The 21,146-nt window shown below is 61.9% G+C and carries 18 protein-coding genes; 9 read left to right on the top strand and 9 right to left on the bottom strand.

Annotated elements, in window-relative coordinates; translation table 11 throughout:
* Position 1: 1 nt before the first annotated feature.
* The 5 genes from AC19YS_RS26920 to AC19YS_RS26900 form a co-directional block, all read right to left on the bottom strand.
* Complete coding sequence (locus AC19YS_RS26920) at positions 2 to 1,090, bottom strand: flagellar basal body P-ring protein FlgI (RefSeq protein ID WP_106576713.1); 1,089 nt, start codon at positions 1,088 to 1,090, stop codon at positions 2 to 4.
* A gap of 27 nt (positions 1,091 to 1,117) precedes the next feature.
* Positions 1,118 to 1,813 carry a flagellar basal body L-ring protein FlgH gene (flgH, locus tag AC19YS_RS26915; protein ID WP_003214607.1) on the bottom strand — a complete coding sequence of 232 codons (696 nt, stop codon included), beginning with the start codon at positions 1,811 to 1,813 and terminating at the stop codon, positions 1,118 to 1,120.
* Between the two features lie 53 nt (positions 1,814 to 1,866).
* The gene (flgG, locus tag AC19YS_RS26910; RefSeq protein ID WP_005790105.1) at positions 1,867 to 2,652 is read right to left on the bottom strand and encodes a flagellar basal-body rod protein FlgG; all 786 of its coding nucleotides are present in this window, start codon (positions 2,650 to 2,652) and stop codon (positions 1,867 to 1,869) included.
* Positions 2,653 to 2,723: 71 nt separating this feature from the next.
* Positions 2,724 to 3,464, bottom strand: coding sequence for a flagellar basal body rod protein FlgF (locus tag AC19YS_RS26905; protein ID WP_106576442.1), 741 nt, complete (start codon positions 3,462 to 3,464; stop codon positions 2,724 to 2,726).
* 329 nt (positions 3,465 to 3,793) lie between these two features.
* Positions 3,794 to 5,356, bottom strand: coding sequence for a sigma-54-dependent transcriptional regulator (locus AC19YS_RS26900; protein ID WP_119742283.1), 1,563 nt, complete (start codon positions 5,354 to 5,356; stop codon positions 3,794 to 3,796).
* Between the two features lie 257 nt (positions 5,357 to 5,613).
* On the opposite strand from AC19YS_RS26900, the gene phhA reads away from it, so the two are divergent.
* The 3 genes from phhA to AC19YS_RS26885 all read left to right on the top strand — a co-directional run bounded on the left by phhA (position 5,614) and on the right by AC19YS_RS26885 (position 8,060).
* A complete protein-coding gene (gene phhA, locus AC19YS_RS26895; RefSeq protein ID WP_106576440.1) occupies positions 5,614 to 6,405 on the top strand; it encodes a phenylalanine 4-monooxygenase in 792 nt (263 codons plus the stop codon).
* Positions 6,406 to 6,510: 105 nt separating this feature from the next.
* Positions 6,511 to 6,867: a 4a-hydroxytetrahydrobiopterin dehydratase gene (locus tag AC19YS_RS26890; RefSeq protein ID WP_106576439.1), complete on the top strand. Its 357-nt coding sequence runs from the start codon at positions 6,511 to 6,513 to the stop codon at positions 6,865 to 6,867.
* Complete coding sequence (locus tag AC19YS_RS26885; protein ID WP_200625061.1) at positions 6,867 to 8,060, top strand: amino acid aminotransferase; 1,194 nt, start codon at positions 6,867 to 6,869, stop codon at positions 8,058 to 8,060. Before AC19YS_RS26890 ends, AC19YS_RS26885 begins: the two co-directional genes overlap by 1 nt.
* Positions 8,061 to 8,184: 124 nt before the next feature.
* On the opposite strand, the gene AC19YS_RS26880 is transcribed toward AC19YS_RS26885, so the two are convergent.
* Entirely contained in the window at positions 8,185 to 8,994 is an 810-nt protein-coding gene (locus AC19YS_RS26880) for a UDP-2,3-diacylglucosamine diphosphatase (protein ID WP_124418173.1), read from the bottom strand.
* 138 nt (positions 8,995 to 9,132) lie between these two features.
* On the opposite strand from AC19YS_RS26880, the gene AC19YS_RS26875 reads away from it, so the two are divergent.
* On the top strand, positions 9,133 to 9,882 hold the full coding sequence (locus AC19YS_RS26875; protein WP_119742277.1) for an AraC family transcriptional regulator: 750 nt from the start codon (positions 9,133 to 9,135) through the stop codon (positions 9,880 to 9,882).
* Between the two features lie 92 nt (positions 9,883 to 9,974).
* Positions 9,975 to 10,859 carry a DMT family transporter gene (locus AC19YS_RS26870; RefSeq protein ID WP_472525754.1) on the top strand — a complete coding sequence of 295 codons (885 nt, stop codon included), beginning with the start codon at positions 9,975 to 9,977 and terminating at the stop codon, positions 10,857 to 10,859.
* 3 nt (positions 10,860 to 10,862) lie between these two features.
* Here AC19YS_RS26870 and AC19YS_RS26865 read toward each other — a convergent pair whose 3' ends face one another.
* A complete protein-coding gene (locus AC19YS_RS26865) occupies positions 10,863 to 11,150 on the bottom strand; it encodes an Rdx family protein (RefSeq protein ID WP_106576434.1) in 288 nt (95 codons plus the stop codon).
* Positions 11,151 to 11,234: 84 nt separating this feature from the next.
* On the opposite strand from AC19YS_RS26865, the gene AC19YS_RS26860 reads away from it, so the two are divergent.
* Positions 11,235 to 13,424, top strand: coding sequence for a patatin-like phospholipase family protein (locus AC19YS_RS26860; protein ID WP_119742272.1), 2,190 nt, complete (start codon positions 11,235 to 11,237; stop codon positions 13,422 to 13,424).
* Positions 13,425 to 13,486: 62 nt separating this feature from the next.
* On the opposite strand, the gene AC19YS_RS26855 is transcribed toward AC19YS_RS26860, so the two are convergent.
* A complete protein-coding gene (locus AC19YS_RS26855; protein WP_106576432.1) occupies positions 13,487 to 13,921 on the bottom strand; it encodes a MarR family transcriptional regulator in 435 nt (144 codons plus the stop codon).
* A 121-nt stretch (positions 13,922 to 14,042) separates the two neighbouring features.
* Entirely contained in the window at positions 14,043 to 16,169 is a 2,127-nt protein-coding gene (gene recQ, locus AC19YS_RS26850; RefSeq protein WP_053258024.1) for a DNA helicase RecQ, read from the bottom strand.
* Positions 16,170 to 16,444: 275 nt separating this feature from the next.
* Between recQ and AC19YS_RS26845 the strand changes: the two genes are divergently transcribed.
* The 3 genes from AC19YS_RS26845 to AC19YS_RS26835 all read left to right on the top strand — a co-directional run bounded on the left by AC19YS_RS26845 (position 16,445) and on the right by AC19YS_RS26835 (position 21,138).
* Complete coding sequence (locus tag AC19YS_RS26845) at positions 16,445 to 17,032, top strand: UPF0149 family protein (RefSeq protein ID WP_106576431.1); 588 nt, start codon at positions 16,445 to 16,447, stop codon at positions 17,030 to 17,032.
* Between the two features lie 20 nt (positions 17,033 to 17,052).
* Positions 17,053 to 17,442: a YbaN family protein gene (locus AC19YS_RS26840; RefSeq protein WP_200625063.1), complete on the top strand. Its 390-nt coding sequence runs from the start codon at positions 17,053 to 17,055 to the stop codon at positions 17,440 to 17,442.
* A 225-nt stretch (positions 17,443 to 17,667) separates the two neighbouring features.
* Positions 17,668 to 21,138, top strand: a complete 3,471-nt coding sequence (locus AC19YS_RS26835; protein WP_119742266.1) for a hybrid sensor histidine kinase/response regulator — start codon at positions 17,668 to 17,670, stop codon at positions 21,136 to 21,138.
* Positions 21,139 to 21,146: the final 8 nt, after the last annotated feature.

The following is a 21,146-nucleotide window of genomic DNA, read 5'->3' as shown; positions in this document are numbered from 1 at the left end:
CTCAGATCACTATCAGGTCGGCTTGCAAGGCGCCGGCCTGTTTCAGCGCTTCGAGGATCGCCATCAAGTCGCCTGGGGCTGCGCCCACCTGGTTCACCGCGCGGACAATCTCGTCCAGCGTGGTGCCGGGGCCGAACTTGAACATCGGCTTGGCTTCTTGCTGAGCATTCACCCGCGAACGCGGCACTACCGCCGTCTGGCCGTTGGACAAAGGCCCAGGCTGACTGACGATCGGGTCTTCGGTGATGGTCACGGTCAGGCTGCCGTGGGTCACGGCCGCCGGCGATACCTTGACGTTCTGACCGATCACGATCGTGCCGGTACGCGAATTGATGATGACCTTGGCCACCGCCTGGCCTGGATCGACCTCGAGGTTTTCCAGGATCGACAGGTAATCGACACGCTGGCTTGGGTCCAGTGGCGCGGTAACGCGGATAGAGCCGCCGTCAATGGCCTGGGCCACGCCAGGGCCGAGCATGTCGTTGATCTTGTCGACCACGCGCTTGGCGGTGGTGAAGTCCGAACGGTTGAGGTTCAAGGTCAGGCTGTTGCCCTGGTTGAAGCCGCTGGGCACGGTGCGTTCCACCATGGCGCCGCCCGGGATACGCCCGGCCGATGGCACGTTAACGGTGATCTTCGAACCGTCACGGCCCTCGGCGTCAAAACCACCGACCACCAGGTTGCCCTGGGCGATGGCGTAGACGTTGCCGTCGATACCCTTGAGCGGCGTCATCAGCAACGTGCCGCCGCGCAGGCTTTTGGAGTTACCGATGGACGAGACGGTGATGTCCACCACCTGACCCGGCTTGGAGAACGCCGGCAAATCGGCACTGATGGACACGGCCGCGACGTTTTTCAGTTGCACGTTGCCCGAACCCGGCGGCACCTTGATACCGAACTGCGAGAGCATGTTGTTGAACGTCTGCAGGGTGAACGGGGTTTGGGTGGTTTGGTCACCCGTGCCGTTAAGCCCCACCACCAGGCCGTACCCGATCAGTTGGTTGGAGCGCACGCCGGAAATACTGGCGATGTCTTTCAACCGCTCAGCCAAGGCCCCTGTGCTCAAGGCCAGCAACAACGCGGCAGCCATCAGCTGTTTGAGTTTCAAAGTGGCCACCTAGAAAGGGAACAGCGGGCTAAGGAAGAAACGGTCGAACCAGCCTGGCTGACTCGCATCAGCAAACGAACCTGTACCCGAGTAGGTAATGCGCGCATCGGCAATCCGCGTCGACGGCACGGTGTTGTCGGTGGAAATATCATCGGCGCGAACCATGCCCGCAATGCGCACCAGCTCGTCGCCGGTGTTGAGGGTCATCCACTTCTCACCGCGTACGGCGATGATGCCGTTGGGCAGTACATCGGCGACGGTCACGGTGATCGAACCGGTCAGGCTGTTGCCCTGCCCCGCCGCACTTTTGCCGTTGGTGGCGCGGTCGCCGCTGTAGCCGGCGTCCAGGCTCAGATCACCGCTGCCCAGCGGGTTATTGGTGTTGGGCACGCCACCGAACAGCGACGTCAGGCCAATGCTGGTCTTGCTGGTCTTGCCGATCTGCGAGTTGGCATTTTTGCTGGCCTGGGTTTTCTCGTTCAGGGTGATGGTGATGATGTCACCCACACGGAACGCCTTGCGGTCGCTGTACAGGTTCTGTTCGAAGCCGGCCTGGTAGATCGAGCCATTGTTGGCCGCCGCCGGCAACGGCGTGCGTGGCAACACCGGCGCGTAGTACGGGTCATTGGGTTTTGGCGTCGGGGCGACACAGCCCGCGAGCACGGCGATCCCACTCAATGCCAGAACAGAAACATAGCGATTCATGACCCTTACCTCACGGTGTTGCAGGCGCCGTCGATGGCGCCCCATAGACTTGATTACAGATTCTGCGTTACGAACGAAAGCATCTGGTCTGCGGTGGAAATCACCTTGGAGTTCATCTCGTAGGCGCGCTGGGTGGTGATCATGTTGACCATCTCCTCAACCGTGCTGACGTTGGAGGTTTCCAGGGTGCTTTGCAGCGTGGTGCCAAAACCGTTCAGGCCAGGGGTGCCGATTTGCGGCGCGCCGCTGGAGGCGGTTTCCAGGAACAGGTTGTTACCCATCGCTTGCAGGCCGGCCGGGTTGATGAAGTCGGCGGTTTGCAGGTTGCCGATCACTTGCGAAGCCGGGTTGCCGGCCACGGTGATCGACACGGTGCCGTCGTTGCCGACGGTAAAGGTCTTGGCATCGGCGGGAACCACAACAGCCGGCTCCAGGGCGAAACCGTTGGCCGTGACGATCTGGCCATTGGAGTCGAGGTGGAACGTGCCGTCACGGGTGTAGGACGTGGTGCCATCCGGTTGCAGGATCTGGAAGAAGCCGCGCCCGTTGATGGCCATGTCCAACGGCTGACCGGTTTGCTGCAGGTTACCGGCGCTGAAGTTCTTCTGCGTGCCAACGATCTGCACACCGGTACCCAGTTGCAGGCCCGACGGCAATTCGCTGTCCTGGGTCGATTGGGCGCCCGGCTGCTTCTTGATCTGATAGAGCAAGTCCTGGAACTCGGCGCGGTCACGTTTGAAGCCCGTGGTCGACACGTTCGCCAAGTTGTTGGAAATGGTGGTCAGGTTGGTGTCCTGGGCGGACAAACCTGTTTTGGCAACCCATAGAGCCGGAAGCATGCTGTTCTCCTTCGTGCGCCTGTTTGTTGGCGCTGCGCTGCAAAATTAGTAGTCGGTCAGTAACGCGGCAATCAGCTCATCGCCAGAACGCGGGTCATGGCCTGGTCGTCTTCCTTGGCGCTGTTCATCATCTTGATGTGCAGCTCGAACTGCTTGGAAAGCGACAGCACCGCGGTCATTTCTTCAACGGCGTTGACGTTGCTTGCCTGCAGGAAGCCCGACGTCAGCGTGACGTTGGCGTTCGCCTGGGCCGGCTGGCCATCCTTGGTGTGGATGGTGCCGTCGAGGCCCTTGGTCATGTTCTTGAGGTCCGGCTGGACCAACTTGATGCGGTCCACTTCAGCCATTACCCGCGGGCCTTCGCCCATGGCGCGGATGCTGATGGTGCCGTCGGCACCCACTTCGATTTTCTGCTGCGGCGGCACCGCAATCGGGCCACCGTTGCCCATGATCGGCATACCGTTGCCGGCCCGCAGCACGCCCAGCGCATCCACATTCATGCTGGCGCTGCGCACGTAGGCTTCACTGCCATCGGGGGTTTGCACGGCCATCCAACCGTCGCCGCTGACCGCCACGTCGAGGTCACGACCGGTTTCGATCATGGCGCCCGGGGAGAAGTCGGTGGCTGGCCGCTCGGTCATGGCAAACGCGCGCGCCGGAAAGCTGTCACCAAACACCGGCATCGAACGCGCCTGCTCCAGGTCACGCTGAAAACCGTTGGTGGAGATGTTCGCCAGATTGTTGGCATGGGCCTTCTGCGCCAGTGCATTCTGGCTGGCGCCGGTCATTGCCACATAAAGGTACTTGTCCACGCTCTATCCTCTTTCTGACGGACGCTTGCCGCCCACCGCTGTACTGATGAGGCTTAAGCAATTTGCGAACCAACTTTTAAAAACGAGGAAAAGTCCAGGCGGGACGGGGGTTTGCGCGCAGGCATGGCGATTAGGTGGCTGGACGAGAGTCGAAAAAACGGCGGACTACTGCCGCCTGCGGCAAGCACAGGTCTTGAAGATGACAAATAACAAATGTGGGAGCGGGCTTGCTCGCGAATGCGGTGTATCAGTCTGCACATGTAGTGACTGACACGTCGCATTCGCGAGCAAGCCCGCTCCCACAGTTTTAATCGTGTGTAGACCGCCAGTTATTTATCGGCCTTGAGGATTTCATAATCACGCAGCTTATTGGCGATGGTGGTGTGCGACACGCCCAAGCGCTTGCCCAGCTGCCGACTGCTGGAATGCTCGGCATATAAGGCTTCCAGCACCGCCTTCTCGAACCGGCCGACGATCTGCTCCAACCCTCCCTCCAACGAGAAATCGCCAAGCGGCTGACGCACCCCATAATCCGGCAAGCGAATATGCTCTGCCTTGACCGTCCCGCCTTCGCACAACGACACCGCCTGAAACAGCACGTTTTCCAGCTGGCGCACATTGCCCGGCCAGTGATAGTGGCTGAGCCGGTCCATCGCAGCCGGCGCCAGCTTGGGCAGCGGGCAACCGATCTGCCGGCTGGCTTGATCGAGGAAATGCTCAACCAACGGCGCCAACCCATCCAGGCATTCGCGCAACGGCGGGATATGCAGCGACAGCACATTGAGGCGGTGATAAAGGTCCTGGCGGAATTCGCCGCGGGCGCAAAGCTCAGACAAGTCCACCTGCGTCGCACAGATCACCCGCACATCCAGGTAGACCTCTTCATCACTGCCCACGCGGCGAAAGCATCCGTCCTGCAGAAAACGCAGCAATTTCACCTGCAGACGTGCGCTCATTTCACCGACGCCATCCAGAAACAACGTACCGCCTGCCGTCAGTTCCAACAGACCCAGCTTGCCTTCGGCCCGCGCGCCTTCAAACGCACCAGGCCCGTAGCCAAACAGCTCGGTCTCGGCCATGGACTCCGGCAAGCCTGCGCAATTGAGCGCCATCAATGGCGACTGCCCACGCGGGCTGGCCAGGTGACAAGCGCGGGCCAACAGCTCTTTGCCGGTGCCGGTTTCGCCTTCTATTAATAGAGGCGCATCCAAAGGCGCCATGCGCCGCGCCTCACGCACCACGGCCGCCATGACCCTGGAGCTCTGGAAGATGCTGTCGAAACCACGCAGTTCCTGCTTGCGCACGTTGTAGATGCGCTCACCGACGCGGTCGGCGCGGTGCAGGGTCAGCACGGCCCCCGCCATGGCTTCGCTGTCATCGTGTTCGCAGGATTGCAGCGGCGCGATGTCCGCCAGGAATACGTCGCCCTTGACCTTGACCCGCAAGCCATTGATCCGCGACTTGCTCGCCCGCACCAGTTCCGGCAGGTCGAAGTCCTCGGCATAGCGCGACAGTGGAATTCCCGGGACCTCGTCCACGCGCACCCCGAGCAACTGCGCCGCCGCGCGGTTGGCGGCAACGATGGAGCCGCCCATGTCGATCGACAGCACCGGAAACTCCAGGGCGCCAAGCAGCGCATTGAGCTCCATATGCCGACGTTCGCTGGGCATCAGCCCTACCCGCTTGACACCAAACACCCCGGCAATGGCTTCAAATTGCGGGCGCAGCGCCTGGAACTGCATGTTCACCAAGTTGGGGCAAAACAGGTAAATCGCATTGCCATGTTCGCCACCGACCTCGCCCTTGGCGACGTTGACGCCGTACTCCACCAACAGGTTGAGGATGTCCCGCAGGATGCCGATACGGTTTTGGCAGTGCACTTTAATACGCATGAAAAAGCCCGAAAGGTGGGAAGGCGCCGCGTCTTTTTGCCGCTGGGCGCAGATAGTCGTCAAGATTATGTGACAGCCCATGGGCATTTCACAGCCCAAGACAACGACGAGTCCGGCCATCGTAACGAATACTTTACAAAAACCGGTAACATTTCCTACAGCATTAGGCCGCAGCCCGATGGAATCCGGCGCCTTGCGGGTTATCAATAGGCTCATCGCAGGACATAACAAGAACGAATGCCTAGCAGGAGAGCCGTATGAAGCAAACGCACTACGTGGCCCGCGAGCCCGATGCGCAAGGTTTTATCCACTACCCTCCGGAAGAACACGCGGTGTGGAACACCCTGATCACGCGCCAGTTGAAAGTGATCGAGGGTCGCGCCTGCCAGGAATACCTGGACGGCATCGACAAGCTCGGCCTGCCGTTGGACCGCATTCCGCAATTGGGTGAAATCAACCAGGTGCTGGCCGAGACCACCGGCTGGCAAGTCGCCCGCGTGCCGGCGCTGATCCCCTTCCAGACCTTCTTCGAATTACTCGCCAGCAAGCAGTTTCCAGTGGCGACCTTTATTCGTACCCGCGAAGAACTGGACTACCTGCAAGAGCCGGATATTTTCCACGAGATCTTCGGCCACTGCCCGCTGCTGACCAACCCCTGGTTCGCCGAATTCACCCACACCTACGGCAAGCTCGGCCTGGCCGCGACCAAGGAACAGCGCGTGTACCTGGCGCGCCTGTACTGGATGACCATCGAGTTCGGCCTGGTGGACACCCCGCAAGGCCGGCGCATTTACGGTGGCGGCATTCTGTCGTCGCCCAAGGAAAGCGTGTATTGCCTGTCGGATGAGCCCGAGCACCAAGCCTTCGACCCGCTCGAAGCGATGCGCACGCCGTATCGGATCGACATCCTGCAACCGCTGTATTTCGTCCTGCCTGAGCTCAAGCGCCTGTTCGAAGTAGCGCAGGAAGACATCATGGGCATGGTCGAGCGCGGTATGCAGTTGGGTCTGCACGCGCCGAAATTTCCGCCCAAACCCAAAGCGGCTTGAACCTTATGTTTTGAGGCCAGGTGAGTCTGTTCCCTGGCCGCGCGTTGCTTTAGGGTGACGCCACTGACGACCGTTTTTCAAACACTCGAATTCAGGACACTTCCCATGACCACCTTGAACCAAGCCCACTGCGAAGCCTGCCGTGCCGACGCCCCGCAAGTCAGCGATGAAGAGTTGCCGGTACTGATCAAGCAGATTCCCGACTGGAACATTGAAGTACGCGACGGCGTGATGCAGCTGGAAAAGGTTTTTCTGTTCAAGAACTTCAAATTTGCCCTGGCCTTTACCAACGCCGTGGGTGAAATATCTGAAGCCGAAGGCCACCACCCAGGCCTGCTCACCGAGTGGGGCAAAGTCACCGTGACCTGGTGGAGCCACTCGATCAAAGGCTTGCACCGCAACGACTTCATCATGGCCGCGCGCACTGACGAAGTGGCCAAGGACGCCGAGGGCCGCAAGTAATGCATTTCGATGCCATTGGCCGCGTGCCCGGCGACCCGATCCTCGGGCTGATGGACCTGTATGCCCAGGACGGCAACCCGAACAAGTTCGACCTGGGCGTCGGCGTCTATAAAGACGACCAGGGCCTCACGCCGATTCCGCATTCGGTAAAACTCGCCGAACAGCGCCTGGTAGACACCCAGACCACCAAGACCTACATCGGCGGCCACGGCGATGCGGCATTCGGTGCGCTGATCAGCGAACTGGTGCTCGGCGCCGACTCGGCCTTGATCCGCGACCGCCGTGCCGGTGCAACGCAAACCCCAGGCGGCACCGGCGCCCTGCGCCTGAGCGCAGACTTTATCGCCCATAACCTGCCGGGGCGCGGCGTGTGGCTGAGCGACCCGACCTGGCCGATCCACGAAACCATCTTCGCCAAGGCCGGGCTTAAGGTCAGTCACTACCCCTACGTGGGCGCCGACAACCGCCTGGATGTGGCCGCGATGTTGGCCACACTCGCCACGGTGCCCGAGGGCGACGTGGTGTTGCTGCACGCGTGCTGCCACAACCCGACCGGTTTTGACCTGTCCCAGGACGACTGGCGCCAGGTGCTGCAGATCGTGCGCGAGCGCCAATTGCTGCCGCTGATCGACTTCGCCTATCAAGGCTTCGGCGACGGCCTGGAGCAAGACGCCTGGGCCGTGCGACTGTTTGCCGCCGAGCTGCCGGAAGTGCTGATCACCAGCTCTTGCTCGAAGAACTTTGGCCTGTACCGCGACCGTGTCGGCGCGTTGATCGTGTGCGCGGCGGATGCTGAAAAGCTCACGGATGTGCGCAGCCAGCTGGCAAACACCGCGCGTAATCTGTGGTCGACGCCGCCGGACCATGGCGCCGCCGTGGTGGCGACCATCCTTGGGGATGCCGAGCTGAAAAAGCGCTGGAGCGACGAAGTCGAAGCCATGCGTTCACGGATCGCGCAGTTGCGTTCAGGCCTGGTAGAGGCGCTGGCGCCCCACGGGCTGGCCGAACGCTTTGCGCATATCGGTGCGCAGCGCGGGATGTTTTCCTACACCGGCTTGAGCGCCGAACAGGTCAAGCAACTGCGCGAGAAGCACAGCGTGTACATGGTCAGTTCGGGACGGGCCAACGTGGCGGGCATCGACGCGACGCGTTTGACCCTGCTGGCCGAGGCCATCGCCGACGTTTGCCACTGAAGAAACGGGGAATAAATGGGGGAGCGGGCGTGCTCGCGAATGCGGTGTGACAGTCACCCAATGGATTGACTGACACTGCGCATTCGCGGGCCAGCCCGCGCCCACATTTGAATGGTGTTGGTTTTTAGCCCGCAACCATCTCGGCTTTGATCTGCGCTTGCTTCGCCTGCGCATCCGCCAACCGATACAACTCGATATGCCCGTCCCAGTGCTCGATCAACGCCGTGCACGACTCCACCCAATCCCCGCAGTTGAGGTAATCCACCTCGCCCACCTTGCGGATTTCCGCGTGGTGAATATGCCCGCAGACCACGCCATGCAACTCGCGCTTGGTCACTTCATGGGCGATCGCTTCCTCAAAGTCGCTGATAAAGCTCACTGCCGTTTTGACCTTGTGCTTGAGGTACGCCGACAGCGACCAGTAGCCGTAGCCATACCGCGCCCGCCAGTGATTGAGCCAGCGGTTCAGCGTGAGGGTGAATTCGTAGGCCGAGTCGCCGAGAAACGCCAGCCAGCGGTGGTACCGGGTGATCACATCAAACTGGTCGCCGTGGATCACCAGCAAGTGCCGGCCATCGGCGGTGACGTGCACTGCTTCGTCGACCAGTTGGATATTGCCCAGGATCAGCTTGGAATAGCGCCGCAGGAACTCGTCATGGTTGCCGGTGACATAGATCACCTCGGTGCCGCGCTTGGCCATGGTCAGCAGGCGGCGGATCACGTTGGTATGGGCCTGGGGCCAATACATGCCGCCGCGCATTTTCCAGCCATCAATGATGTCGCCAACCAGGTACACCTTGTCGGCGTGGTAACCCTTGAGAAACCGCGACAAATGTTCGGCCTGGCAGTCCCGCGTGCCCAGGTGCACGTCGGAAATCCACAAGGTACGAACCCGTTGTTTACGACCGGGTTTGGCGAATTCGGCACGGGTCATGGGCATCCCTCGACGGTGTTTTCGCGAGCTTGCGCCCTGGTGGTTAATAGCCCATGACAGCGGTGCGTCAGTCTGATGACAGCGCCTGGCGCCCGCGAAGCGTTGTAGACTGGCGCCCTGCACCCTCAGGAGACCGCGATGAGACCGACGCTCACGCTGCGCCACTACCTCGAAGAGCCGCTTGCCCACAGCCATGACCATGCGCAGTTGGTGTTTGGCCTGTCCGGGCACCTGGACCTGGAAGTCGATGGCCGGGGCAGCCAGGTGCACGAAAACAGCGTGATGGTGCTGCCCTTCTCCGCCCACCACGCCTGCGGCAGCCGCGATGGCAGCCGTTGCCTGGTGCTGGATGTACCCACCGAACACTGGGTCGTGCAATCGCTGGGCGAGCATGCCGATGCCAGCCGCCGCCTGCTCGACCAATCGGCACGCCTGACCCTGGATTCGCGGCAAAGCCAACTGGTGCAATGGCTGGCGCACAGCCCGGTGGATGACCCGCTGATCGTGCAGCAAGGCGCGGTGCTGTTATTGGCCAGCCTCAATCACCCGCTGGCCCAACCGATGCCGGGACGACGCCTGCCGTATGCGGCGTTTGATGCGCATATCGAACGACACGTTGCGCACCCATTGCAGGTCGCGGACCTTGCGCGCATTGCCGGCCTGTCGGTCGCGCGCCTGCACGCGCGCTTTATCGCCGAGTGCGGGCAGACGCCGATGGACTACATCCGCGGGCGCCGCCTGCAGATGGCCTTGAACCTGTTGCGCAACACGCCGCTGCCCATCGGCGACATTGCCGAGCGCGTCGGCTACAGCTCGCAAAGTGCGTTTGCCGCCGCGATGTTGCGCGAATTTGGCGCATCACCGGGCGCATTGCGGCGCTCATCATAGTCTTGCGACAAAAAACGCGAGCCGGACGACAGACGCCCACACCTCCAACCTCTAGACTGCGATTCTGTCACCCCGTTGGTTCAAGGATCGCAATGACTCCCCGCTCAGCCCTCGGCGCCCTGCATATCGGCGCACTGATGTTTGGCCTCACCGGCGTATTCGGCAAGCTGGCGGCGGCCTCGCCCGCCATCATCGTCTTTGGCCGGGCGGCCTTCGCCGTGGTGGCGCTCGCCGTGTTTGCGCGATTCGCCAGCAACACCACCTGGAAAAAACTCCAGATGCGCGACTGGCGCCGCCTGCTGATCAGCGGCGTGCTGCTTGCGGCGCATTGGGTAACCTTCTTCATCGCGGTCAAAGTCGCCGGCGTCGCCGTCGCCACGCTTGGGTTTACCGCGTTCCCGGCGTTTACCGTGATTCTCGAAGGACTGATCTTCCGCGAGCGCATTCGCGCCAATGAAGTGCTGCTGGTGGTACTGGTCAGTGTCGGCCTGATCCTGGTGACGCCGGACTTCAACCTTGCCAGCGCAGCCACCGGCGGCCTGCTCTGGGGCATTGCCTCGGGCCTGCTGTTTTCGCTGCTGTCGTTGAACAACCGCGCCAGTTCCGGGCGCATCCCCGCGGTGCAGGCGGCGCTGTGTCAGAACGTGGTGGTCGCGGCTTGTCTGCTGCCGGTGGCGGCACCCGGGCTGGCGGATGTGCGGGCAATTGACTGGTTGTGGATCGGGCTGCTCGGGGTGTTCTGTACCGGCCTGGCCCACAGCCTGTTTGTCGCCAGCCTGGCGGTGATCAAAGCGCGCACCGCCTCGGTGGTGTTTGCCATGGAGCCGGTCTACGGCATCACCGCGGCCTGGGTGCTGTTTGCCGAAACCCCGACCCTGCGCATGCTGCTGGGCGGCGCGCTGATCATCGTCGCCATCGTGCTTTCCGGGCTGATGGGCAGCACCAGCCAAGCCAAGGCGCCTGCGGCGACGGCCTGATGCTCAGGCTGTGCGGTCGTTGTGGCCCAGATCCCGCTGTGGGTCGATCTGGTCACGCACGCGCTGCTTGAGCACCTTGGCTTCGGGGAAGCCGCCGTCGGCCTTGCGCTCCCAGATCTGCACGCCATCGCAGGTGATGCGAAACGCGCCGCCGGTGGCCGGCTCCAGCGCCACACGGCCCAGGTCATCGGCAAACGTACTCAACAATTCCTGGGCCAGCCACGCGGCGCGCAACAGCCACTGGCACTGGGTGCAATAGGTGATGACGATCTCGGGTTTGCTCAGCGACATAATTTGAGAGGTTCCTGGCATAACGGGCTGGGTGAATCGGGTGGCTATAATACCGGCCTTTATTGCCCAGCCTCGAGATTCATGATGCGCCGCCTGTTGTCTTGCCTGTTTCTGTGTTTGCTTCCATTGCTCGCCGACGCCGTTGAAACACCCCGCCCCAAAATCGGCCTTGTGCTGTCCGGCGGCGCCGCGCGTGGCCTGGCGCATATCGGTGTGCTCAAGGCCCTGGAGGAGCAAGGGATCCAGATCGATGCGATTGCCGGCACCAGCATGGGCGCGGTGATTGGCGGGCTGTACGCCTCGGGCTACAAGATTGATGAGCTGGAAAAGCTCGCGCTGAATATCGACTGGCAACAAGCGCTGTCCGACGCACCGCCGCGTGAAGACGTGCCGTTTCGACGCAAGCAGGACGACCGCGACTTTTTGGTCAAACAGAAGCTCAGTTTCCGTGACGACGGCAGCCTCGGCCTGCCGCTCGGAGTGATTCAGGGTCAGAACCTGGCACTGCTGCTGGAAAGCATGTTCGCCCACAGCAGCAACACGCGTAACTTCGACAAGCTGCCGATCCCGTTCCGCGCGGTGGCCACCGACATCACCACCGGCGAAAAAGTCGTTTTCAACAAAGGCCACTTGCCCCAGGTGATCCGCGCGAGCATGTCGATCCCGGCGGTGTTCGCCCCGGTAGAAATCGACGGCCGGCTGCTGGTGGACGGCGGCATGACCGACAACATCCCGCTGGACGTGGCACGTGAGATGGGCGTCGACATTGCCATCGTGGTCGACATCGGCACCCCGCTGCGTTCGCGCAAGCAACTTGCCACTGTCGTCGATGTGCTCAACCAGTCGATCACCCTGATGACCCGGCGCAACTCTGAAGAGCAACTCAAGGCGCTGCACCCCAAGGATGTGCTGATCCAACCGCCGCTGGCGGCTTACGGCGTGACGGACTTCGGCCGCGCCAAGGACATGATCGACGCTGGCTACCGCGCCACCCGCGCGCTTGATATACGCCTGGCGCACCTGCGCCCTGCTGAGCCTGTCGACCCGCAACTGATCGCGGCCCGCACGCCCGGCGAGCGCACGCCCGTGATTACCGCCATCAAGGTGGAGAACGACTCGAAGGTCAGCGATGACGTGATCCGCTATTACATCCGCCAAAACCTGGGCGAGCCGTTGAACCTGGGCCGTCTGCAAACCGACATGGGCACCCTGTACGGCCTGGACTACTTCGAGCAGGTGCAATACCGCGTGGTGAAAAAGGGCCAGGACAATACCCTGGTGATCAGTGCTCGCGGCAAACGCAGCGGCACCGACTACTTGCGCCTGGGCCTGAACCTGTCGGATGACATGCGCGGCGACAGCGCCTTCAACCTCGGCGCCAGCTACCGCATGAATGGCATCAATCGCCTCGGCGCCGAATGGCTGACGCGGGTGCAGATCGGTGATCGCCAAGAGCTGTACAGCGAGTTCTACCAGCCACTGGATGTCGGTTCACGCTACTTCGTCGCGCCCTATATCAGTGCCCAGGCGCAGAACGTTGAACTGATTCTGGACAACGATCCCATCTCCGAATACCGCCTGGAGCGTTATGGCTTTGGCTTGAACGTCGGTCGCCAGATCGGCAACAGCGGCGAGATCCGCTTCGGCGTCGGCGAAGCCTGGGGCAAGGCGGACGTGCGCATCGGCGACCGCGACCTGCCGAGCGTGAGCTTCAGCGAGGGCTTCTATGAACTGAAGTACTCGTTCGACTCGCTCGATAACGTGTACTTCCCGCACACCGGCGAAGACATCGGCCTGGCGTTCCGCGAATTCGAGCCCGGGTTAGGCTCGGACCAGCGCTATCGACAATGGGAATTCAAACTGGACAAGGCCATGAGCCGCGGCCCGGACACGCTGATACTGGGCGGCCGTTACGGGCGCACTCTGGATAAATCCGACGTGGTGGTGTCCAGCTTCCTGCTGGGCGGTGCGCGGCAATTGTCGGGCTTTCGCGAAGATGCGATCTCGGGGCAGAACATCGCTCTGATGCGCGCGGTGTACTACCGCCGCCTGACGCCGCGCTCGTACCTGCCGCTGGATTTCCCGCTGTACCTGGGGGCCTCGGTGGAACGCGGCCGGGCGTGGAACAACGACAATCAATTCGACAGCGGTTACATCAACGCTGCGAGTATTTTCCTGGGGTTTGATACCCCGCTGGGGCCGCTGAATTTCAGCTACGGGTTCAATGATGACAATCAGCAGGCGGTGTACCTGAACCTCGGCCAGACGTTCTAGGCACAAAAAAAGTGGGAGCTGGCAAGCCAGCTCCCACTTTTTGATCCCTGGTGAATCCCAGATCAGGACTTTTCCAGATTCGCCAGGATGTGCCCATGCACACGCATGCACACGCGCAGATCCTCTTCATCCACGCCCACAAACAGCTCATGGCGCAACGCTGTGGCAATGGTTTCAATCTGATCGATCAACGGGCGGGCGGTGTCGCACAGCAATATGCGTTTGGCACGACGGTCTTCCAGCACCGCCTGGCGTTGCACCAGGCCCTGACCTTCAAGGCTGTCGAGCAGGCGGGCCAGCGTCGGCCCTTCGACGCCAACACTTTGAGCCAGCTCGCGCTGAGTGGGCGCTTCCGCAAAACGGGCCAGGTGCAACAGCACCAGCCAACGCGCCTGGGACAAACCCAGCCCCGCCAAGCGGCGGTCCAGTTCGGCGCGCCAACCTCGGGACATTTGCGCCAACTGCATGCCAAAGCGGTGTTGATCGGTTAAAGGCATAAAAAACTCATGGTTTAGACTGAAAATAAAGTGTGGCTAATTATTAGTCAGCTAAGCATGAGCCATGCCAGGAGGCAAGCGCCGCTCTGTACTGATTCGTTACATTGGCGCAATTGGCACACTAAATTTCGAATTCCGACTGCAAAGCAGCCCGCACACAATACAAAACACCTTCAGGCACACGACCGGTAAACAGCGGCGCGATCTCCGCAACCGGTGGCAATTCGCCCTCTCCGTCAAGGAATGCATCCTGGATTTCACCGAGCAGATCTTCCGGCAAATCAAGGGCCTGCTCCAACGACAACTGCTGCTTGCCGATGGATTCGGCCAGCAGGGTATAGACGTTTTTTTCGGAACATTGCAGTTGGCCGGCAATCTGGATCGGGGTCATGCCGGCACGCGCCAGGCTGATCAATTCGTGGCGAATATCGGCGACTTCCTTCGGCGCCTCGGCCTGGCCGCCGAGCACTTCGAGGAAGGCTTGCCCGTAGCGTTCCAGCTTGCGCGCGCCGACGCCGCTGACCCGGGCCATTTCGGCCATGGTGGTCGGCTGCTCGCGCAGCATCTCCAGCAACGTGGAGTCGGGGAAAATAACGTAAGGCGGCACGCTGTGTTCCTGCGCAAGTTTACGTCGCAGGGTGCGCAAGGCTTCCCATTGCTCGCGCTCTTCGCCACGGACCAACTGGCTGGCCTGGCTGGTGCTGCTCTTGGCCGTGGTCTGCGGTTTGAGGTCGCGACGCAGCTCCAGGCTCACTTCGCCCTTGAGCAATGGCCGGCAACTGTCGTTCAGGCGCAGGCCGCCATACCCTTCCAGGTCGATGTCCACCAGGCCGCGGGCGACCATCTGGCGGAACAGTGAGCGCCACTCGCCTTCAGCGCGGGCTTTGCCGACGCCATAGACGGAGAGTTTTTCGTGGCCGAAGCTGCGCACTTTTTCGTTGTCCTTGCCCAGCAACACATCCACCAGATGGCCCACGCCGTAACGCTGGCCGGTGCGATAGATGGCTGACAACGCCTGGCGCGCCGGCTCGGTGGCGTCCCAAGTCTGCACGCCGTCCACGCAGTTGTCGCAGTGACCGCACGGCTCGGGCATGTCTTCGTCGAAGTACGCCAGCAGCGTTTGGCGGCGGCAGCGCGTCTCTTCACACAGCGACAGCATTGCGTCGAGCTTGTGTTGCTCCAGTCGCTTGTGACGCTCGTCGCCCTCGGAGTTCTGCAGCATCTGCTTGAGCATCACCACGTCTTGCAGGCCGTAGACCATCCAGGCATCCGCCGGCAGGCCATCACGGCCGGCGCGACCGGTTTCCTGGTAATACGCCTCGAGGGACTTGGGCAGGTCCATGTGCGCGACAAAGCGCACGTTGGATTTGTCGATACCCATGCCGAACGCGATGGTCGCCACCATGATCAGGCCTTCCTCGTTGAGAAAGCGCTTCTGGTGGGCAGAGCGCGTTTCATTGGGCAGGCCCGCGTGGTACGGCAGCGCCGGGTAGCCTTGCTCGCAGAGGAACGCGGCCACTTCATCGACCTTCTTGCGCGACAGGCAATAGACGATGCCCGCATCGCTGCGCCGCTCGGACAGGAACGCCAGCAACTGCTTGCGCGGCTGCTCCTTGGGCACAATGCGGTAGAAGATGTTCGGCCGGTCGAAACTCGACAGGAAGCGCTCGGCGTTCTGCAGGTGCAGGCGCTCGACGATTTCTTCACGGGTGCGTTTGTCGGCAGTGGCCGTCAACGCGATGCGCGGGACGTCGGGAAACAATTCCGCCAATTGGCCCAGCTGCAAATATTCGCGACGAAAATCGTGGCCCCATTGCGATACGCAGTGGGCTTCATCGATGGCGAACAGGGCGATTTCCAGGCTCTGCAAAAACGCCAGCATGCGCGGCTGCACCAGACGCTCAGGGGCCAGGTAAAGCATCTTCACTTCACCGCGCTTGATGCGCGCGGCCAGGTCGCGCTGCTGCTCGGCGCTGAGGGTGGAGTTCAAGGAGGCGGCGGCGACACCAAGCTCTTCAAGGGTGGCGACCTGGTCGTCCATCAACGCGATCAGCGGCGACACCACCACGGCCAGGCCGTTACGCAACAGCGCCGGCACCTGGAAGCACAACGACTTGCCGCCGCCGGTAGGCATCAGCACCAGGGCATCACCGCCACTGGCCACGCGCTCAATGATCGCACCCTGGCGGCCACGAAAACTGTCGTAGCCGAAGATGTCCTTGAGGACGCGTTGAGCCTGCTCGAGCATGTAAAACTCCAAAATGGTGCCGAAATCCCTCTGTACAGGCTGGCCGAAAAACCCCGGCTTCACGGGAAATAATCCGTAAGCGAAGTTTTCGCGGGTTGGCGCTTGGCCTGCAGGGGCATCACAAAACGCGGCAGTATACCCGAGCGTCGGTCCGCAAAGGGCGCCACTGACGAACAGCGACTGCTATCTAAAACCTGGCAAATATGCCTTGCAGCTGGCCTGGGGGCTCAAGAAAGCCTAGAATTGCGCATCGTTTATTCCCAAGGTATGCCGTAATGTCCTTCGCTGAGCAACTAACCCGCCTGCAAGCCTTCCTCGACGCCGATGAGCTGCATGACGAGGCGCTGGACTACGTGGCCGCCCACGGCTACCTGACCGCCCTGTCGATCTCTTCCGACATCGTGCCGGACCGTGAGTGGATCGACGCCTTGTTCGCCGAAGAGCCGCATTACGCCGATGCCGCCCAACGCGAAGAAATCGAATCCACCCTGCTGGCCCTCAAGGCCCACATCGGTCGCCAACTGGCTTCCGACGAGGAATTCGAGCTGCCTTGCGAGCTGGACCTGGGCGAAGACCCGGATGACTCCGACCTGCGCGGCTGGTGCATCGGTTTCATGGAAGGCGTGTTCCTGCGCGAAGCCGCCTGGTTCGAAACCGCCGAGGAAGAAGTCAGCGAAATGCTGCTGCCGATCATGGTCGGTTCGGGTCTGTTCGACGACCAGCCGGAATTCTCCGACATCGCTTCCGACGCCAACCTGATGGACGACATGATCGTACAGATCCCGGAAGCCCTGACCGCCCTGTACCTGTTGTGCAACGCCCCTGACGAAAAACCGGCGATCCTCAAGCCCCGTCACCACTGAGTCGTTTGCCCGTGTCCCCCATGGGCGATCGCTCGCTACTCCTGCGTTACGCACTGCTGGCCATCGGCTGGTTGAGCGTGGCGCTGGGAGTGATCGGCATCTTCCTTCCAGTACTGCCGACCACGCCCTTCCTGCTACTCGCCGCCGCCTGCTTCGCTCGAAGCTCCCCGCGTTTCTACCACTGGCTGGTGGAACACCCGCGCCTGGGCCCGTGGATCAAAGACTACCTGGACGGCAATGGCATTCCGCTCAAGGGCAAGGTCTACGCACTCGGCTTGATGTGGCTGAGCATTGGTTTCTCCTGCTACCTGGTGCCGCTGCCGTGGGCACGCGGTTTCATGCTGACCAGTGCCGTTCTCGTGACTGTGTATATTCTGCGCCAGAAAACCCTGCCGCCCCGCGAACGGTAGGCGCGGGCTTGGGTGGTAGCCGGGCTTGCCCGCGATAGCATCGCCACGGTGCAACTGTCACACCGCAGCGCCTGAATCGCAGGCAAGCCAGCTCCCACACTTGCCAGCAGCTACATAAGCCAGATCCTGCACACGACCTTGGTCGACACTGACTAACCCCAAGCATCATGCGAGACTGTCCCACCGGGCCTGGAATGCCTGGGTGTTCTTATGCTCGGAGTTACCATGACGCTGTCCAGCGGGCTGATCGCCGCCGTTGCCCTGGCCTATATGGCCATTATGTTTGCCATCGCCTTTTACGGTGACCGCCGCCATGCGCCGTTGCCGCCGAAAGTACGCGCCTGGGTGTACAGCCTGTCGCTGGCCGTCTACTGCACCAGTTGGACCTTCTTCGGCGCAGTAGGCCAGGCCGCCGAACAGCTGTGGGCATTTTTACCGATCTATCTAGGACCGGTACTGCTGCTTGTGTTGGCACCCTGGGTGCTGCAGAAGATGATTCTGATCAGCAAGCAGGAAAACATCACCTCCATCGCCGACTTTATCGCCGCGCGCTACGGCAAATCCCAGTCGCTGGCGGTGGTAGTGGCGCTGATTTGCCTGGTCGGCGTGTTGCCCTACATCGCCCTGCAGCTCAAAGGTATCGTGCTGGGCGTGAACCTGTTGATCGGCTCCGGCCCCGACACCACTGGCACGCGCGCCCAGGACACGGCCCTTATCGTGTCGCTGGTGCTGGCGCTGTTCACCATCGTGTTTGGCACGCGCAACCTCGACGCCACCGAGCACCACCGTGGCATGGTGCTGGCGATTGCCTTTGAATCCTTGGTCAAGCTGTTCGCCTTTCTCGCTGTCGGCGCGTTTGTGACCTACGGCTTGTATGACGGTTTCGGCGACCTGTTCAGCCAAGCGATGCTGGCCCCGCGCCTTGAGGAATACTGGAAAGAAACCATCAACTGGCCGTCGATGGTGGTGCAAACCGGCGTGGCGATGATGGCGATTATTTGCCTGCCCCGGCAGTTTCACGTCACCGTCGTGGAAAACATCGACCCGCAGGATTTACGCCTGGCCAAGTGGGTGTTCCCGGCCTACCTGATCCTCGCCGCGCTGTTCGTCATCCCCATCGCGCTTGGCGGCAAAATGCTGCTGCCCGGCTCGGTATTGCCGGACTCCTACGTGATCAGCCTGCCCATGGCCGAGGCGCACCCGGCCCTCGCCGTGCTGGCGTTCATTGGCGGTGCGTCGGCGGCGACCGGCATGGTGATCGTGGCCAGCATCGCCCTGTCGACCATGGTGTCCAACGACATGTTGCTGCCATGGCTGCTGCGACGCTCCAGTGCCGAGCGGCCGTTCGAAGTGTTCCGCCACTGGATGCTCTCGGTGCGCCGGGTCAGCATTGTGATCATCCTGCTGCTGGCCTACGTGAGTTACCGGCTGCTCGGCTCCACCGCGAGCCTGGCGACCATCGGCCAGATCGCCTTCGCGGCAGTCACCCAACTGGCCCCGGCGATGCTGGGCGCGCTGTACTGGAAGCAGGCGAACCGGCGCGGCGTGTTCGCTGGGTTGGCGGCGGGCACGTTTTTGTGGTTCTACACGTTGGTCCTACCGGTCACGGCGAAAAGTCTGGGCTGGTCGCTGAGCCTTTTCCCCGGGCTGACGTGGATGCATTCACACCCGTTTGGCTTCTCCGTGACCTCGCTGACCTTGGGCACCGTGTTCTCGCTGGCGGGTAACTTCACGCTGTTTGTGTGGGTCTCGATGCTGTCGCGCACACGGGTCTCGGAGCATTGGCAGGCTGGACGCTTTATCGGCCAGGAAATCAGCCAACGCGCCAGCGCGCGCTCGATGTTGTCGGTGCAGATCAGCGACCTGCTCAGCCTGGCGGCGCGCTTTGTCGGTGAAGAACGTGCCCAGCAGAGTTTTATCCGCTTCGCCTATCGCCAGGGCAAAGGCTTCAACCCCAACCAGAATGCCGACAACGATTGGATTGCCCATACCGAACGCCTGCTGGCGGGCGTGCTCGGCGCCTCTTCGACACGCGCTGTAGTAAAAGCCGCAATTGAAGGGCGGGAAATGCAGCTGGAGGACGTCGTACGCATCGCCGACGAAGCTTCCGAAGTGCTGCAGTTCAACCGCGCGCTGCTGCAAGGCGCCATCGAAAACATCACCCAGGGCATCAGCGTGGTCGACCAATCGCTGAAGCTGGTGGCCTGGAACCGGCGCTATCTGGAGCTGTTCAACTACCCCGACGGTTTGATCAGTGTGGGCCGGCCAATTGCCGACATCATTCGCTATAACGCCGAGCGCGGCCTGTGCGGGCCAGGGGAAGCCGAAGTGCACGTCGCGCGGCGCCTGCACTGGATGCGCCAGGGCCGTGCGCATACGTCCGAGCGCCTGTTTCCGAATGGGCGCGTGATCGAGCTGATCGGCAACCCAATGCCCGGCGGCGGGTTCGTCATGAGCTTTACCGACATCACCGCGTTCCGTGAAGCCGAACAAGCCCTGACCGAGGCCAACGAGGGCCTGGAACAACGGGTGACCGAACGCACCCACGAACTGTCGCAACTGAATGTGGCGCTCACCGACGCCAAAGGCGTGGCCGAATCCGCCAGCCAATCGAAGACGCGCTTTCTGGCGGCAGTGAGCCACGACCTGATGCAACCGTTGAACGCGGCACGATTGTTCTCCGCCGCCCTCTCCCACCAGAACGACGGCCTGTCTGCCGAGGCCCGCCAGTTGGTGCAGCACCTGGACAGCTCGCTGCGCTCCGCCGAAGACCTGATCAGCGACCTGCTGGATATCTCGCGCCTGGAAAACGGCAAGATCAATCCACAGCGACAGCCCTTCGTCCTCAACGAGTTGTTCGACACCCTGGGAGCAGAATTCAAGGCACTGGCCCATGAGCAAGGCCTGCGTTTTCGCCTGCGCGGCAGCCGTCTGCGGGTGGACAGTGACATCAAGTTACTGCGGCGGATCCTGCAGAACTTTCTTACTAACGCATTCCGCTATGCCGACGGCCCGGTGCTACTTGGCGTACGCCGACGCAAGGGCGAACTGTGCCTGGAAGTGTGGGATCGCGGCCCTGGCATCCCGCTGGATAAACAACAGGTGATCTTCGAAGAGTTCAAGCGCCTGGACAGCCACCAGACCCGCGCCGAAAAAGGCCTGGGCCTGGGCCTGGCAATCGCCGACGGCCTGTGCCGAGTGCTCGGCCATCGTTTGAGCGTGCGTTCGTGGCCGGGCAAAGGCAGCGTGTTCAGCGTGCGTGTGCCGTTGGCGCGTAACCAGAGCAGCCCCAAGGTGAAGACTACGCAGGATAACGGGCTGCCGTTGAGCGGTGCCCAGGTGCTGTGTGTGGACAATGAAGAAAGCATCCTGATCGGCATGCGCAGCCTGCTCACGCGCTGGGGTTGCGAGGTGTGGACCGCTACCGACCAGGCACAATGTGCACTGTTGCTGGCAGAGGGCGTGCGCCCGCAACTGGCGCTGGTGGACTACCACCTGGACCACGGCGAGACAGGCACTGAGTTGATGGGCTGGCTGCGCGCGCAACTGGCGGAGCCGATTCCCGGGGTGGTGATCAGCGCCGATGGGCGCCCGGAAATGGTGGCCGAGGTGCATGCCGCAGGGCTGGATTATTTGGCCAAGCCGGTGAAGCCTGCGGCGTTGCGGGCATTGATCAGTCGGCATTTGCCGTTGTAGTAATGACC

Source organism: Pseudomonas sp. MF08831 (assembly GCF_059862645.1).
Note: the sequence above shows the minus strand (reverse complement) of the source record. Positions and strands in the feature narration are given on the sequence as shown.

What these genes read in the sequence shown, in the direction of transcription:
- AC19YS_RS26845 (WP_106576431.1), top strand. Translation starts at nt 16,445, where the DNA reads ATGTCCTTCGCTGAGCAACTAACCCGCCTGCAAGCCTTCCTCGACGCC.
- AC19YS_RS26920 (WP_106576713.1), bottom strand. Translation starts at nt 1,090, where the DNA reads ATGGCTGCCGCGTTGTTGCTGGCCTTGAGCACAGGGGCCTTGGCTGAG.
- flgG (WP_005790105.1), bottom strand. Translation starts at nt 2,652, where the DNA reads ATGCTTCCGGCTCTATGGGTTGCCAAAACAGGTTTGTCCGCCCAGGAC.
- phhA (WP_106576440.1), top strand. Translation starts at nt 5,614, where the DNA reads ATGAAGCAAACGCACTACGTGGCCCGCGAGCCCGATGCGCAAGGTTTT.
- AC19YS_RS26890 (WP_106576439.1), top strand. Translation starts at nt 6,511, where the DNA reads ATGACCACCTTGAACCAAGCCCACTGCGAAGCCTGCCGTGCCGACGCC.
- recQ (WP_053258024.1), bottom strand. Translation starts at nt 16,169, where the DNA reads ATGCTCGAGCAGGCTCAACGCGTCCTCAAGGACATCTTCGGCTACGAC.
- AC19YS_RS26840 (WP_200625063.1), top strand. Translation starts at nt 17,053, where the DNA reads ATGGGCGATCGCTCGCTACTCCTGCGTTACGCACTGCTGGCCATCGGC.
- AC19YS_RS26870 (WP_472525754.1), top strand. Translation starts at nt 9,975, where the DNA reads ATGACTCCCCGCTCAGCCCTCGGCGCCCTGCATATCGGCGCACTGATG.
- flgH (WP_003214607.1), bottom strand. Translation starts at nt 1,813, where the DNA reads ATGAATCGCTATGTTTCTGTTCTGGCATTGAGTGGGATCGCCGTGCTC.
- AC19YS_RS26865 (WP_106576434.1), bottom strand. Translation starts at nt 11,150, where the DNA reads ATGTCGCTGAGCAAACCCGAGATCGTCATCACCTATTGCACCCAGTGC.
- AC19YS_RS26835 (WP_119742266.1), top strand. Translation starts at nt 17,668, where the DNA reads ATGACGCTGTCCAGCGGGCTGATCGCCGCCGTTGCCCTGGCCTATATG.
- AC19YS_RS26885 (WP_200625061.1), top strand. Translation starts at nt 6,867, where the DNA reads ATGCATTTCGATGCCATTGGCCGCGTGCCCGGCGACCCGATCCTCGGG.
- AC19YS_RS26900 (WP_119742283.1), bottom strand. Translation starts at nt 5,356, where the DNA reads ATGCGTATTAAAGTGCACTGCCAAAACCGTATCGGCATCCTGCGGGAC.
- AC19YS_RS26875 (WP_119742277.1), top strand. Translation starts at nt 9,133, where the DNA reads ATGAGACCGACGCTCACGCTGCGCCACTACCTCGAAGAGCCGCTTGCC.
- AC19YS_RS26860 (WP_119742272.1), top strand. Translation starts at nt 11,235, where the DNA reads ATGCGCCGCCTGTTGTCTTGCCTGTTTCTGTGTTTGCTTCCATTGCTC.
- AC19YS_RS26880 (WP_124418173.1), bottom strand. Translation starts at nt 8,994, where the DNA reads ATGACCCGTGCCGAATTCGCCAAACCCGGTCGTAAACAACGGGTTCGT.
- AC19YS_RS26855 (WP_106576432.1), bottom strand. Translation starts at nt 13,921, where the DNA reads ATGCCTTTAACCGATCAACACCGCTTTGGCATGCAGTTGGCGCAAATG.